The organism is Acinetobacter marinus, assembly GCF_900096915.1.
Lineage (GTDB): Bacteria > Pseudomonadota > Gammaproteobacteria > Pseudomonadales > Moraxellaceae > Acinetobacter > Acinetobacter marinus.
On sequence record NZ_FMYK01000002.1, the window covers coordinates 346,204 to 361,918 of the forward strand.

The 15,715-nt window shown below is 44.1% G+C and carries 10 protein-coding genes, 2 pseudogenes and 1 riboswitch; of the genes and pseudogenes, 2 read left to right on the plus strand and 10 right to left on the minus strand.

Features of this window, described 5'->3' with window-relative positions; translation table 11 throughout:
• Positions 1–2 precede the first annotated feature (2 nt).
• The 4 genes and pseudogenes from pfkB to BLQ60_RS05065 all read right to left on the minus strand — a co-directional run bounded on the left by pfkB (position 3) and on the right by BLQ60_RS05065 (position 5,399).
• On the minus strand, positions 3–935 hold the full coding sequence (gene pfkB / locus BLQ60_RS05055; protein ID WP_092616891.1) for a 1-phosphofructokinase: 933 nt from the start codon (positions 933–935) through the stop codon (positions 3–5).
• Between the two features lie 4 nt (positions 936–939).
• Positions 940–2,592: pseudogene (gene ptsP, locus BLQ60_RS14255) on the minus strand (phosphoenolpyruvate--protein phosphotransferase); the annotation flags it as partial.
• A gap of 78 nt (positions 2,593–2,670) precedes the next feature.
• A pseudogene (gene fruB / locus BLQ60_RS14260) lies at positions 2,671–3,798 on the minus strand (fused PTS fructose transporter subunit IIA/HPr protein); the annotation flags it as partial.
• 176 nt (positions 3,799–3,974) lie between these two features.
• Positions 3,975–5,399 (minus strand): glycosyltransferase family 2 protein, encoded by a 1,425-nt coding sequence (locus BLQ60_RS05065; protein ID WP_092616893.1) that lies wholly within the window; start codon positions 5,397–5,399, stop codon positions 3,975–3,977.
• 261 nt (positions 5,400–5,660) lie between these two features.
• On the opposite strand from BLQ60_RS05065, the gene BLQ60_RS05070 reads away from it, so the two are divergent.
• Positions 5,661–6,557 carry a formate/nitrite transporter family protein gene (locus BLQ60_RS05070; RefSeq protein WP_092616895.1) on the plus strand — a complete coding sequence of 299 codons (897 nt, stop codon included), beginning with the start codon at positions 5,661–5,663 and terminating at the stop codon, positions 6,555–6,557.
• A 79-nt stretch (positions 6,558–6,636) separates the two neighbouring features.
• Here BLQ60_RS05070 and BLQ60_RS05075 read toward each other — a convergent pair whose 3' ends face one another.
• The 3 genes from BLQ60_RS05075 to BLQ60_RS05085 all read right to left on the minus strand — a co-directional run bounded on the left by BLQ60_RS05075 (position 6,637) and on the right by BLQ60_RS05085 (position 10,771).
• Positions 6,637–7,902, minus strand: coding sequence for a glutaminase (locus BLQ60_RS05075; RefSeq protein WP_092616898.1), 1,266 nt, complete (start codon positions 7,900–7,902; stop codon positions 6,637–6,639).
• Positions 7,903–7,961: 59 nt separating this feature from the next.
• Complete coding sequence (locus tag BLQ60_RS05080; RefSeq protein WP_092616901.1) at positions 7,962–9,422, minus strand: protein adenylyltransferase SelO; 1,461 nt, start codon at positions 9,420–9,422, stop codon at positions 7,962–7,964.
• Between the two features lie 179 nt (positions 9,423–9,601).
• On the minus strand, positions 9,602–10,771 hold the full coding sequence (locus BLQ60_RS05085; RefSeq protein ID WP_092616904.1) for an acyl-CoA desaturase: 1,170 nt from the start codon (positions 10,769–10,771) through the stop codon (positions 9,602–9,604).
• 292 nt (positions 10,772–11,063) lie between these two features.
• On the opposite strand from BLQ60_RS05085, the gene BLQ60_RS05090 reads away from it, so the two are divergent.
• Entirely contained in the window at positions 11,064–11,591 is a 528-nt protein-coding gene (locus tag BLQ60_RS05090; RefSeq protein ID WP_092616907.1) for an META domain-containing protein, read from the plus strand.
• A gap of 27 nt (positions 11,592–11,618) precedes the next feature.
• On the opposite strand, the gene BLQ60_RS05095 is transcribed toward BLQ60_RS05090, so the two are convergent.
• The 3 genes from BLQ60_RS05095 to BLQ60_RS05105 all read right to left on the minus strand — a co-directional run bounded on the left by BLQ60_RS05095 (position 11,619) and on the right by BLQ60_RS05105 (position 15,281).
• Positions 11,619–12,332, minus strand: coding sequence for a glycerophosphodiester phosphodiesterase (locus BLQ60_RS05095; RefSeq protein WP_092616910.1), 714 nt, complete (start codon positions 12,330–12,332; stop codon positions 11,619–11,621).
• Positions 12,333–12,690: 358 nt separating this feature from the next.
• On the minus strand, positions 12,691–13,278 hold the full coding sequence (locus BLQ60_RS05100) for a cob(I)yrinic acid a,c-diamide adenosyltransferase (RefSeq protein WP_092616913.1): 588 nt from the start codon (positions 13,276–13,278) through the stop codon (positions 12,691–12,693).
• A gap of 167 nt (positions 13,279–13,445) precedes the next feature.
• Positions 13,446–15,281, minus strand: a complete 1,836-nt coding sequence (locus tag BLQ60_RS05105; protein WP_092616916.1) for a TonB-dependent receptor plug domain-containing protein — start codon at positions 15,279–15,281, stop codon at positions 13,446–13,448.
• 35 nt (positions 15,282–15,316) lie between these two features.
• A riboswitch (cobalamin riboswitch) is annotated at positions 15,317–15,584 on the minus strand.
• Positions 15,585–15,715: the final 131 nt, after the last annotated feature.

A 15,715-nucleotide genomic window follows, 5' to 3' on the forward strand; every position in this document is an offset into this window, starting at 1 on the left:
TATTAACTCAATGATTGGACGGCGATTTGTGATTTCAAATCTTCGATAACTGCAAAATCAGGTAAAGCAAAACCGATTTGTGTGACGGCATGACTGGCAATGGCGCTGGCGGTTTTTAGGGTTTCTTCTGGCGTAAATTGGCTTAACAAACCATGAATCATCCCTGCAACCAGCGAATCTCCAGCACCGACGGTACTTTTGACGGTCACCTTGGGAGCACTTGCGTGTAATGGTTGTGTCGGATGTAACCAATTCACGCCATGTTCACCCATCGACACCACGATGTGCTCAATTTGACTGTTTAAATTGCTAAATAATTGCTTTTGCTCAGCAAAAGTCTGTGCAGGCAAGCGATAAGTTTCTGTCAATTCATCGGTATTGGGTTTAATTAGCCACGGATTGGCGGCAATCGCAGCCTTGAGTGCTACACCACTAGTATCGACGGCGACTTTTTTGCCTTGGGATTGTAGCCATGTGATCAGTGCGGTGAGTTCATCCACACTAAACCCTTTTGGCAGACTCCCCGCAATCACAATCACTTCAACTTGTGCGATGATTTCGACTAAACGTTCACGTAATTGTTGTTTGGCGCTGTCATCAACAAAAAAGCCCTTGCCATTAATGTCGGTCATGCGCCCTGAGGCTTCGGCAACTTTGATGTTCTGCCGAGTTTCGCCTGCAATGTAGATAAATTGATTATCGAATTGCTCTTTGGCAATGTGGCTGTCGAAAATTTGACGATTGTCTTGCCCCAAAAAGCCCGTCACGATGAGCTCATGTCCAAGATCTTTGAGCACTTGTGCCACATTCAAGCCTTTGCCCGCAGCATGACTTTGTGCAGTTAATTGACGGTTTACTTCGCCAAGTTGCAGTTGATCGAGCTGAACCGTGAGGTCGATGGCTGGATTTAAGGTAATGGTTAAAATTTTCGCCATGAGATTAACACTCCACCAATGCACGTACAGCGCTGGCACTTTCACATTTTAGGGCATGCTGGGCGATACGCTGGCACTCGGTATAATTCAGACCTCGAATTTGTGCCTTGACCAAAGGAATGCTGGTGCTTGACATACTCAGCTCATCCACACCCAAGCCCATCAAGACAGGCACCGCTTTGGGATCGGCTGCCAACTCGCCGCAGATCCCCACCCATTTTCCGTGCTCATGTGCTGCACGGACGGTTTGATCAATCAGCAATAACACACTTGGATGCAAACCATCGGCTTCGGCAGATAGCAGTGGGTGACCACGGTCGATTGCCATGGTGTATTGGGTCAAATCATTGGTACCAATACTAAAGAAATCAACTTCTTGGGCGAGAATCGGTGCCAATAATGCTGCCGATGGCACTTCAATCATGATGCCGACTTGCAGATTATTGCAAGGGTATTCTGTGCGGAATTCATCCAAAATCGCTTTGGCGGCTCGCCATTCTTCGACTCGACCAATCATCGGGAACATGATGCGTAGCGGGCGATCATCGGCGGCTTTGAGCAATGCCAGCAATTGTTGGCGTAATAATGTCGGTTTGCGCAAGGTCAATCGAATGCCACGTAAGCCCAAGAATGGATTTTCTTCCTCAGCAATCGGTAAATATGGCAATGGCTTGTCACCACCAACATCTAAAGTACGCACCACCAGTGGACGACCTGCGAGCGCATCGAGTACCACCCGATAATCTGCTTCTTGCGCCTGTTCATCAGGGGCGCTGTTATGCGACATAAATACCAACTCGGTACGCAATAAACCAATCGCCTCTGCGCCATCGGTCACCGCCTGCGCTGTAGCGCTGACCTTACCGATATTGGCAGCGATTTCCAGCTGATGTTGATCCTGCGTGATTGCAGGTTCTAAGCAATGTTGTTGGGCTTGAGCACGTAATTCACGTTGACGTTCACGTGTCGCAATCGCATCTTCAATTTGCGCTTGTTCGGGCGCAACCACAAACTCACCTGTGTCGCCATTAATCAATACGGTTGCATGCGGATCAATATTCAAGACCGCATCACCTGCACCGACCACAGCAGGAATCGCCAAAGCACGTGCCACAATCGCACTGTGCGCACTGGCACCACCGACCGCAGTTAAGATGCCTGCAACACGGTCTTTATTGAGTCGTGCCACATCACTTGGACCAACATCATGCATAATGAGAATGTACGGTTGTTCAGGCTCTGTGATTTCTGGCGCATCGCACAACACCGCAAGCACACGTTCGCCAATATCACGCAAATCCGCCGCACGTTCCGCCAACAAACGGTCACTTAACGCCGCCTGTGCTGTAGCCGCAGCATCAATATGGTCATGCCACGCAGCAGGTGCAGACAGCCCTTGTTTTAGACCACGTTGCACACTTTGCATCAGGTCTGGATCATCCAGCATCTCCAAATGTGCCATGAAAATTTGTTTGATTTCATCGGCGCTGGTATGGGCGATAAATTGATGTAAGTGGTTTTTGACCTGATGTAATGCGATTTCTAGTCGCTCATTTTCAGCTTTAAAGCTCTGACCTTCTCGCACATAGTCAAATTCACGGGGTTTGACCACATGTGCAGGACCAAATGCTAAACCTGTTGAGGCGGCAATCCCTGTGTTTTCCAGTTGCGCATCCGATTCAAAACTAATTAGTGGCGTGTTATCAGTAGTTTGCGCTGTTGATAGAGATTGCTCATCAAACTGCTCAACCTCTTCACCAAGACCTTGTCGGACTGCATCAATGATCTGTACAAGTGCATCAACTGCATCAGTTTCAGGCTGTGCGATAAATGTCAGCCGTTGTCCACGACGACAGCCTAAGGCGAGTAATTTGGTTAAACTTTTTGCAGAAACATATGCCCCATCATCCACTGCAACCTGAATATCACCACTAAACTGCTTGGTGAGATTAACCAATTGTGTGGCAGGGCGTGCGTGTAAGCCATGTGCATTGGCGAGAATGATCTGCTGTGAAGGCCAGTCTGGAATCACTTCTGCACCAAGCAATTGGGCTAACTGATGCTCATCTTGTTCGCTCTGGATGCTTTGGCTTTGCGTAGTATCAAACAAAATATCCATCAACTGATGCAAACGAGAAAGATCAAGCTGATCATTGCTGGCAATACAGACCAATGTGCTTAATGTCTGCTGTTCAAAGTCCAGTGGCGTTTCAGTTTTCACAATACTGACGGCGGGATTTAACACATGCTGATTACTGCTAATTGACCAAATTCCATCGCCCAAATGGATCATTTGCTTGAGATTTAAACCTGATAAAAAGCCACATTGCACCATGTGTTGTTGTTTCAGCAGTTGACTGGCTTGCCAAATCAAATCGTCAATATCTTGGGCAGGGACTTGAGTGGCAATTAAGTTTTCATGCAAAGCCAAAGACGCAGGTTGCGCTTGTAATAAGGCAATAATTTGTTCAGGCGATTGTGCATTTTTGACTTGATCTTCTAGATCGCTAATCAATGCACGAGTCAAAATTTGCAAGACCTGTAAATGTTCATCGGACTTGGCAGCAATCACCACCGCCAAATAAATCTTATTTTCCCCATCCCAAAGCACGCCCTCAGGGAAATGTGCCAAACGCACACCAGTCTGTTGAATGAATTGACGTGACTCAGGTGTACCATGAGGAATGGCAATACCTTGTCCAAGATAGGTTGCACCTTGTTGTTCACGGTTGTTTAAACCATCAATATATTCGGGTGTGACCAGTTGATCTTCGACCAAAATATTGACCAGACATTGTAAGGCTTGTGCTTTATCAATGGCATGTTGATTCATCCGAACATGTTGAGTCTCAAGTACAAGCATAAAACGTCCTTGTGCGGGTCGATCATGTGGTTGCTGATTGCAAATCCAGTGATTCATTAAAGGAAAAATAAAAGGTAAATTTTACTTGGGTTTAATTTAAAAAACTGTTTTTTTTAGTCAATATTTTAGAGAGTGTTAATAATTTGTACAATTATTCGCTGAAATATCAACAGACCTTAGTGCATGTCACGCTGGGCACGCCAATCACGTTGATTGCTCAGAAAGACTTTCCAGCCCAGTACAGCGGCAATTAATTTGATGATTTGAAAACTAAATGGCGCAAGTAATGTTGCAAATAAAATCTTCGGCAGATCATGCCAAGTCCATTTCAATCCCGTCCAACGACAATAAATCAACATCCCCCAACAATGATAAAAAAAGTCCAAAATCATTTTGCCAAGGATAAAGAGTAAAATGGTGTGAAGCGTTGGATTAGGCTGAGTAAAATCCGCCTGAACAAGCAGTGTTGCCAAAATAATAAAAGCGCTCAGCCCTAAGAACGGCTGTATCGCATCCAGCATTTTCAGTGGAAGCATCAGTCGTCCGACTATGCCATATTTCTGATTTGCCATCATGTCCAGATAATGAAACTGGGTCTGCAAAAAACCACCGAACCAGCGTTTGCGTTGATGAAAAAAGGCTTGAAATCCATTCGGTGCATCGGTCACGCCATAGGCTTGTCCTGTGATTCCCACGGTCCAGTCCAAATCGTGTTCTGAAGCATAGCGATAGATGCGATGATTTAATTCATAATCTTCCACCATGCTGTCAGGATCGAAACCACCAACTTGCTTAAGTACTTCGGTGCGATAGATCGCAAATGCGCCTGAAACCAAAAGTAGGGCATTCACCTTATACCACGACGCTCGTGATAGAAAGGAAAAAATATATTCAAATTGCTGAAAAAATTTAAAAAAAGCACTTAATAGCCGAGATAGGCGATGTGGACGACAGGTCGGTTTGAGCACACCACCCGAAGCCACAAGATTTGGATGCTTTTGAAAATCTTGTAGAAAGGCGTGTAGCGCATTAGGGGCGATCACGGTATCGGCATCGAGTGTTACCACCAGATCTGTTTCAATATAGGGCAACGCACGATTCAATGCTTTGGCTTTACCTTGTGAAGCATGCCTGAGCACATAAAGATTTTGATGTGTTTTGGATTGAATCAAACCTTGTGTGGTTTCCAGTCCATATTTTTGTTCGAGTAAAGTTGCGGATTGATCAGTCGAGCCATCATCAATGATATAAATTTTTGCCGTCACATCTCGCTGTGCAAACAGTGCATCCAGACATTTGGGTAAAATTAATTGTTCATTTCGTGCGGGAATGAGCACGCTCACGGTTGGTGTGTTGACGGCTATAGTTTGGGCTGGTTGCTTTGACGCTGGAAAAATCTGAGCTTGCGTCGCTAAGTATCGTGTTTGAAACACCACAAAGCACATTAACCAAAGATCATAGCCAAGATAAAACAATCCCGCCGACCACGCCCAAATCCCATCAAGAAACCACCACGCACCCGCACTCAATATAAACAGCGCAAAGCAAAGTAGCATGATGAGTGTGGATGCAAAACCGAAGGGTGAACGTTGCGTTGGCATTGATGACCTAAAATAACTGATGAAAAAAATGTATTGTGATTTGGGTGTTATTCATTTTCGATCGTCATTAAAAAGATGAATTTTATCACAAGTGACGATTGAGCTACATTGTTCACATCCGATCATCACGGGGTGAGTACACAAGATGCGAACAAAGTTTACAGCTAAGGTGCTGTTTTTACATTCTATACTTCAGAAGGATAAGCACGCTGTGTGCAACAAAGTCGTTTGATGATCAATAGCATTTAGAGGTATTCAGCGATGACTGCATCGGATTCTAAAGAACAACATGCCATCGAACAGATGACAGAAGAACAAAATGAAAGTGAGCCAAAGAGCCATGCCAGTATTTTGGTCGAGCAGTTTTTGCACGCCAAAGAAACCTTTGGGCGCTCAGTCGGCTCTCAGTTTACCAGTGCTTTTACCGCAGGGATTGAAATCGGTATCAGCTATGTGATGCTGTTGTTTGTGTTTGCGAAATTATCGCCAATGATTGAAACGCAATACGCCATCCTCTTTGCATCATTGCTTTATCCATTGGGCTTTATTGCGGTGGTGATCGGGCAATCCTTGTTATTTACCGAGCAGACTTCGTTGTTGAGCTTGCCTGTGGTGCGAGGCATGGAGCCTGTCAGCCATTTATTAAAATTGTGGGCGATTGTGATCTTGGGCAACTTGATTGGCGGCTGTTTTTTTGTACTCAGCATCGTTTGGCTCGGCTTGGAAATGCAGTGGTTTACGGCACAGCATATGACTGAATTTGCGCATCATGTACTCGATCATTCATGGTGGGTGATCTTGGGTAGTGCGATCGTTGCAGGGTGGTTGATGGGCGTCGCCGCATGGTTGGTGACGTCTGCTCGTGACACGTTGAGTCGCATTTTATTGGTGACTTTGATTACTGCTTGTATCGGTGTACTGGGACTGCATCATAGTATCGTCGGCAATATTGAAGTGTTTGCTGCATTGGTATTTGATGATGGTGTACAGTGGTTAGACTATCTGCGGTTTTTACTGCTCGCCTTAGTCGGAAATATCATCGGCGGTGTAGTCTTTGTCACGGTATTGAAAAATCAAACCTTTGAATTTGATTTAGATAAGGTCAAAAATGACCCGCATACACGCTCAGACATTGACACCCATCGTCGCTCATCCTAGTGCATTGTCCAGTGCAGATTGATGCGTGAATGTCTAATTTGAGTCTCTGGTTTAACTATTGGGTTTGAAGGTGCTGAGTTTAATGAGGAATGGCTTGGATATTTGCGTAGTGCTTGACCTCATGTCCAAGATCTGTGGTTTCCGCCTTGAATAATCCATCAGGATCAACGACCAGTACCTCATGCGCATCATCAATCAAGCGATCAATGCCTTCAAGTAACATGCGTCGCCCAACATCATGAATCAAAGTAATATGGCTTAAATCCAACACAATGCTGTGGGGGGCATCGGGCTCTTGTTGAATGGTGCGCAGTAGCATCTCAGTTTCAGTGAATTGCAACACACCACGAAGTTCATAGACTCGAATTTGCTTTTGCTCATCCAGATAATAAATGCCCTGTACGATGGTTTGCGCAGATGGTGTGCCTTCCATCAAGTGCAAGCCCATGTCTTGTGAAAGCCGTTCCATGATCTCGATACCACGCACACTGTTACCATGTTCATCCAACTTTGGCGAAAACACCGCAACGCCAACTTGCCCAGGCAATACGCCTAAAATGCCACCTGCAACGCCACTTTTTGCAGGAATTCCGACCGTCGTCAGCCAATCACCAGCCGCATCATACATGCCACAGCTGATCATGACGCTTAATACTTGGCGCACGACCATGCGATCGAGCATGCATTTTCCTGTATGCGGATCAATCCCGCCATTGGCAAATACCGATGCAATGCGTGCTAAATCCTTAACGGTGACCTTAATCGCACATTGGCGAATATAGCCTTCGACAATATCTACAGGATCACTTTCCAGTACACCGACGGTGCGAAGCATATATCCGATGGAAAGATTACGATAAGCGGTTTTCAGTTCAGATTGGTAAACTTCCTCATCAAAACTTAACTCACGACCTGCCATTTCACTCAAAAACGCACGCAATTTCTCAGCACGTAACTCACCCGTTTCCGCAGGAATTAGGGAGTGCGTAGTGATTGCACCTGAATTGATCATGGGGTTTTTCGGCGTATTGGAATGTGAGTCGAGCGAAATTTGATTAAAGGCTTCACCCGATGGTTCTACGCCAACTTTTTCCAACACCTTCTCAATGCCATGATGTTGTAGTGCCAGTGCATAAGCAAAAGGCTTGGACATCGACTGAATGCTGAATTCATATTGGTCATCACCTGCAGAATAAATCTCTCCATCAATGGTCGATAGCGCCAGTGCCAATTTATTCGGGTCGGCGTGTGCAAGTTCGGGAATATAGTCGGCTAATGCACCGCCATCATTCGCATCACAACGAGCCAAGACACTAGCAAGATAATCTGGAACTGGGGTTTTCATTGGGCGTATCCTTTATGCTCAAATTATGTGGATGATTTCAATCATCAATTGCTGAATGCTTATGATGAACAGCTCACCATTACTTCAGGTTGATCACTTGGTAATGGCGCAAGGTCTTCAGCTCGTTCAATCTCAGCTTGCTTTTCAAAAGGCTTGCTCAGCAAAGTAAATAAACGCTCAACTTCAGACAAATCATCTTTTTCCGCCAGTTCAATCGCACGTTGCGCCATATGATTGCGCAAAATATAAATCGGATTATGTTGTTGCATGTCGATGTCTAAACTATCTTGATCGGCGTCTTTGCGAATCTCGTGATACATGCTCAGAAAGTCATCGAAGGCACGGGTATCAATACAGTCATCTCGAAGTGCGGTGTAGGCGTGATCCGTTAGACGGCGGAAACTGCTGGTGTAGTCCAACTGCTCAGCCTGTAATATCCGTAAAAATGCCATGCCACAATCAAAACAGCGTTCGTCATCTTGCGGTAAGCCCATTTTCTTCGCCAAACCTGAACGGTAATAAGTCAAAAATGCAGGTTCAAAATCTTCAAGACAAGTTGCCAAATCTGCTTTGAATTGCTCCTTATCGTGTGCGTTTGCAAGTTTTGTGTTTGCAAGCGGAATCAGATTGTTTAGCCATACCCAAAGATTCCAATGGGCGATACTCGGTTGATTTTGATAGGTATAACGCCCTTGATTGTCGGAGTGATTGTTAATCCAATTTGGACGGAATCGCTCCATAAAACCATAGGGTCCAAAATCTAAAGTGGAGCCTGTAATATTGAGATTATCGGTATTCATCACCCCATGCGCAAAGCCGACCAACTGCCAGCCTGCGATCATATAAGCATTGCGATCAATCACTTGTTTTGCCATAGCGAGTATAGGCGATTCAGCGTTTAAGCAATCTGGGTAATAATTTTCCAAGCAGTGTTGCGCAAATTCTTGCAATAAATCAGGTTGATATTGATTAATCCATTCAAAATGCCCAAGACGGATATGACTATCTGCTGTGCGTAGCAAAATCGCCGAAGGCTCAAGTCGCTCACGACGAATTTGTAATTCATGGGAATAAATAAACCCAACAGCATTGCTACTTGGCACATGCAGATGATGTAGCGCATGACCTGCAAGATATTCTCGAATCACCGAACGCAGTACAGCTCGACCATCACCCATACGAGAGTAGGGCGTAAGCCCAATACCTTTGAGATGTAAATCCGTTAATTTTTGCTGTTGATCGAAGACTTGTCCGATCAACAGTCCACGACCATCGCCAAGCTGTCCTGCCCATTGTCCAAATTGATGTCCTGCATAGACCATTGCCAGCGGATCGGCTTCTTGAGGTAAATTGCTGCCATTAATGATATTGATCCAATCGGCTTGTTCCGCATCGCTCCACTGCAATTGCTTCGCCAACTCGGTATTAAAATGCCCTGCCATCGGTGTCGGTAAACTTTTTACCGCTTGTTTATGAAATAGTTTTGGGCTGAGCGTGGCATAACGATTGTCAAAATGCATGGAGATTTCCTTGAATGAACAGAATCACTATAACAATTTTTCAGCGGGTGAGTGGTTTGAAAGTTTTACATCATGTCATTTCACAGTCTGCAGTACATAAAAGCAGCATATAAAAGCAGTGCATAAAAAAAGCCTTCCGAAGAAAGCAATTTTTTAAAATTTATGGATGACGTCACAGCTTAGATGCGTTTCGCCTCTTTGCGCAGCGAACGAAGCATTTGCTCAACACGTTCACTTTGCTCAATCAAGTTCTTTTCAACAGCGTGGAATTCGTGCTTGAGTTTGACATCCATTTGATGAATGCGCTCCGCTACCGCTGCTTTTTTGGCGTGCAACTCTTGCTCTTTGAGTTTTGCCCATTCATTCAGCGTGTGGGTAAAGGTCTCGTATTCATCAGCAATTTTGAGTTTCATTTGTGCAATATCTTCATTGACATCATGTCCGAAGATTGCCAAGTTTTTCTCTGCATATTTAAACTTCATCGAGAGTTCAGCACGCTTGATATTAAAGCTCGGAATACGACGCAGATTCTTGGTCAGTCCGACTGTCGAAAGTGACCAAATCAACCATTTTGTTGGGTCGTATTGCCACCATTTCACCCCGTTACGATAGTCGTATTGGAAGATGTGGTGGTAGTTGTGATAGCCTTCGCCCCACGTGAAAATCGCCAACCAGAAGTTATCACGGGCGGTATTTTCATCGGTATATGGACGTTTGCCCCACATATGGCACAGTGAGTTAATGAAGAAAGTCACGTGATGGCTTGCGATCAAACGCAATAGTCCGCCAAGCAACATCACACCCCAGAAGTCACCGACAGCCCAGCCCACCAAAGCAGGAATACCTAGGTTGGTCGCCAGTACGAGCGGAATATAGTAGTTGTGCTGGAACATCACCAACTTGTCGTTCAGTAAGTCGGGGACGTTTTTATAATCGGTTTGGCTACTTGGATAATCACGCAGCATCCAGCCGATATGCGAATACCAGAAGCCTTTCTTGGCTGAATATGGATCAAGTTCAACATCATCAACATGACGATGATGGACACGATGTCCTGATGCCCAGTACAAAATGCTGTTTTGAATCGCAAACGTCCCTGCGATCATCAATGCAATGCGCACAGGCAATGACGCTTCATAGGTACGATGCGCCCAAAGACGATGATAGCCTGCGGTAATGCCGAGACTACTCATGGCTAAGAGCAACACAAAACTCACCCAAGCCGCAATCGAAAAATCATGGCTGTAGGCATACCATGGAATCAAAATCAGTGCAGCGATCGGCGTGCCGAGTAATACAATTGCACCAGGCCAATTAATCGGTGCTTTGCTTTGTACATCAGATGACATAAATTTGGTTTCTCCATTTCAACCAAACAAGTAAGCGTATCTCAAAGCGCGAGTTAAACTCCAAATTGATCACAAAACGCACAGATCATCTGCTTTGAGCAAGGCTCATCTTAACATAGCAATACAACTGTACACGAATTAATTCTCGGCTTTTCTGTCAAAAAATCTACATGAAATCTACATGATTTCGGTATATGCTGTATTTCATTGTGTTTTTTAGAATTGTGAACTGGTTTGCAGATCGTGACTGTGCAGTTTCATGGGTTGATATAGCGAAAAAGGGGAGCGAAAGATGTCTGTGGTATTCATTAAATTATCTCATTCAACGTGTGTATTTCTTGCCATAACGATCCTTTCCTCCACATTGTTGGCATGTCAGTCCAGTCCACCAACGACGTCATCTCAGCAAAGCAATGTAAAAACAGGATATACCAAGATCGAAGTGACTCGACGTAGCGCACCCGTAATCAAGAGTAAAGATGGCGTACAAGATATTCCGTGGACGATCACCCAAGTCAAATACAAAAAAGCCTTGTTCTTTAATCAAATGCCGAGCTTGACCTTGCAATCGGCAAGTCAGCGCATCACGGGAAGCACAGGGTGTAACAGTATTTATGGGCAATACAACATCAATGTCAGCGCCAAGACCTTGACCTTAGATGGCAATGCAGGACATCAAACCTGTAACAATGCCTTAGCGCAAGAAGCGGATTTGATGGATGCGCTGAAACGTGTATCGAGTTTTGAGCTACAAGGCAAATCGACCATCAAATTTTATGATGCCAATCGTCAACTGCTGATCCAAGCAGAACAGCGCTAAATCTGAACCAAACACTTTTTAGCAAGCTCAAAGTTGTTCTAACATCGACTTTGGCAGATCAGTGATCAAGCCATCAATGCCAAAATCACGCAAGGTTTTGGCACGCTCCACATCATTAACCGTCCAGACACTGGTTTTGAGCCCTGCTTGATGACTGAGATCAATCAATTCTTGCGTGGCAAGGATATCTTTCCAACCGATGCGATCACAGCCAAAATTCACCGCAGTTTCAATTGCATGTGCACCAAAGGGAAACTCCACCAAAAAGCCACGCTGAAATTCTGATTGGCGTTGTTGTAATGCCGTCAGGATTTTTACATCAAAGCTGGTAATCGTCACGTGATGTGCATCATTTGCCAAAGCCGTTTCTAAATATTCAACCAATTCATCGGCTTGATCTTGGGTATCGACTGCTTTGGCTTCGACTTCGATATGATCAAAGTCATGACAAATTTGCATCACTTGAGAGAGTAATGGTAAGGCTTCAGGCTGATGCCAATCAGGCATCGTATGGGCAAGGTTTAATGATTGAATATCCGCATTTGAGGCATTGGCAAGGGTTAAATCGACCCCAGTCGTTCTGAGAAAGTGATCATCATGGATAATCACCAATTCCTGTTGCTTGGATAGGCGCACATCAAACTCCACAGCACGCACACCTAAATCTCGTAAATATTGAAAACCACCCAAGGTATTTTCTGGGGCTTCACCACGTGCGCCACGATGACCGATGATTTGCATAGCACCTCAAGTTTTTAATCGCCGACAATATGCAGTTGATCTTAACATTTGCAAGATCGAATCATAGTGTAAAAAAACTAGATTTACATGATATTGCTTTTATCTTAATGAAAAATATAAAAATAATTCGGAGTCGTACCGTTTTTAGTCATATGGGAAGATCAACCTTCGGTTCGACCTACTTTTCTTTCGGGAAAAGTAGGCAAAACCATTTGTCAGCCACAAACTCGGTCAAATACCAAAATTGATTTCAATACCTTGAAAAACGTAATTTTACCAAAGTTGTCCTGACCTCGAACAATGTGACTGACGTTTCTACGAGTCAGATGTTTTTTACTCATCATATGTTGAACTCAGGTTAGATTAGATCGTTGATATTTTTTTGCCACAGTACCTCCGCACCACCTGACTGGTGCTGTAAAGTGCGTGATGCAACAAAAAACCAATCGGATAAACGATTGAGTAATTGTAGCGCAGTGGGCTGAATATTCTGATCACGTTGAGACAAGCTAATCAGTTGACGCTCGGCACGGCGACATACTGCACGGGCTTGATGGGCATAGCTACATGCCAATGTGCCACTCGGCAGGATAAAATCTTTGAGCATTGGCAAGTTCTCATTCATCTGATCAATGTCATTTTCCAAAAATTCAATGCATTTCTGCTGTAGCAATTGATAGTTGGGAATACAGACTTCACCACCCAGATCAAATAACCAATGCTGAATTAAGCTCAGCTTTTTGTCCCAATCTTGGATCGTATCTGTATCATCGAATGTACTATTTTGAATCTGTGCACGCAGTACGCCGACGACTGCATTTAATTCGTCAATGTCGCCTAAAGTCTGAATGCGTAGATCATCTTTGGCAGTGCGTGAGCCATCACCAAGTCCTGTGGTGCCTGCGTCACCAGTGCGGGTATAGATTTTACTGAGTCTGTGTCCCATGGTTGTTTTCCTCGATAGTATCTTTTGCAATAGATGATAATGGACGGCATAAAGAAAGGAGAAATAAAAAAATGGATAATGCTGGAGTATCATTATCCATGTCAGTGATCTCCTGTTTAGGCTATAGTGATTATTATGTGCCTAAATCGAGCAAAGCCAGCGAATGCTTAGTAACGCACAGTTACACCCACATTGGCTTGACGTCCGCCATCAATATACCAAGTATCGGTGCTTGAATAGACAGCTTTGTATTTCACATCACCAATGTTTTGGATATTGGTAAATAGTTTTAGATTTGGGTTCACATTCCAAAATGCATTCAGGTCAACGGTGGCATAACCTGGCACTTTGATCGAGTTTTCAGTGGCTTGGGCTTTGGCATCTGAATGTGCGACAAGTGATGTGTTTACACCATAAGTACCGTCATCATAACCCGCCGTGAGAGTGAGAGTTTGACGAGGGCGACGAATCAATTCCAATCCTGTTGACTCATCTTCTGTTTTGACATAGGCATATTCAGCAGATGCAAAAAGTTGATCATTTTTCCACTTTAGACCAAGTTCGCCGCCTGTCATATTGGCATCATCGATATTGACGTATTGCCAAGCATCATTGGTTCCAATTAGGTTTTCAACTTCGGTATAGTAAACCGACGCAAACACACTTAAGCCATAGTTGAATTGTTGGTCTAAACCGATTTCATAAGACACACTTTCTTCTGGGTCAAGATCTTGATTACCATAATAAGCAGCATAGAGTTGATATGCTGTCGGTGCTTTAAAAGCAGTGCCGATATTGGCATAGATGCTGGTTAAAGGGGCAATTTGAAAGCGTCCAGCGACTTGACCAACTGTATGCTGACCAAATTGATCGTCATCTTCGAGTCGAATCCCAGCTTGGGTGTGGACACGTTCGCCATTGTATTGATGTTGAAGATAATAGCCCGTTGAACCAAGACTTTGTTCACCATCGAGATAGTCATAAGTCACATCAGTATCTTGCGTTGATACGCCCAATAAGACATTTTGTGTTGGGCTAAATGTCCAATTTAGATTGATATCACCTTCGTTGCGTTCACTATCATAGGCATAAGAGTAGGTTTCGATATAGGTCGCTTGATCCTGATAATTTGAATAACGTGCGTTAATTTTTAATGCATCATTGATTTGATACTGACCAAGCCAGTTGACCAATTGATTTTTAAAGTCACGCTTTGCAGTATTTGTGCCTGCTGTAGAGTCCCAATATTGATTCACACCCTGATTTTCGCTAATCGACACACTGGTGTTGAAGTTGTCTTGCGTATAACCAACTTTTGCACTATGTCCTTTTTGGTCATAGGCTGCTTTTTCGTTCTCATCTTGCGTATTTAAAACCTGCGAACCATCACTTTCTAGGCGTTGTCCACGGATTTGCGCATAAAAGCCATTTTGAAATAAGTCAGCACCAAGAATGGCTTTGTAAGTATTGTTTTCACCATATAAACCCGTGAGGAAGGCACTGTTTCGGTCTGGCGTATCTGTTAACAGTTGGATCACACCACCAATCGCATCCGAACCATACTGTACTGAAGCGGGTCCTTTTAAGATTTCAATTTGGCTGACATCAGACAAATCAAGCAATTCGGTATTATTTTTACCATTAATGCCTTCAGTTAAAGCTGCGCCGTCTTTTAGTACTAAGGTGTGATTCGAGTTGGTTCCGCGGGTGAAAATAGATGTTGTTTGTCCAAGACCGCCAGATTGTACTGCGTTTAACGCTGCTTCTTGTTTCACAAGATCATTTAAATTCAGTGCAGGATTTTTTTGAATTTCATCTTGAGAAATCACGGTAATACGTGCAGGTACATCGCTTGCTTTAGTCGCAATTTTAGAAGCAGTCACCACGATTGGATCAAGCACAAGCACATCTTGACTATCGGTTTGGTCTGCAAAAGTCGCAGTACTGGCACAGGCAATGGCGATTGCACCGGCAAGCGGCGCAACAGGGAAGTTTTTAAACATATCAAGCTCCAGACATTCACCCCACGTGAATGATGGGTTATAGGCGGTAACAAGCAGGTTTCCGGACTTCGATATATCAAAATGGCAATGCTTCATCACCTTGATTGCTATACACCTTCCCACAATATTGGCGTTTCGGCTGGATTGCAGTGGTGTCAGTCGCTCACTGTTGAGCTCAACTGAAAAATAGCAGTTTCATCGTTACCGTTGCGGGGGCAGTATTGGGCTTTCACCAATTTCCCTAGAACAAATGCCTTTAACTGAGTTAAAGAAAACATCGCAACTTGTTACAAATTGGTAACATTATAAAAGTTCAAGCCTGCTTTCTCAACAAATTTACCAAGAGAATTCATATTCAGAAAAACTCTTTGCGGATTTTGCATTACAATAGACCGTCAAAAATCAAGCCATCACTTTCAAATTATTCAAGATTA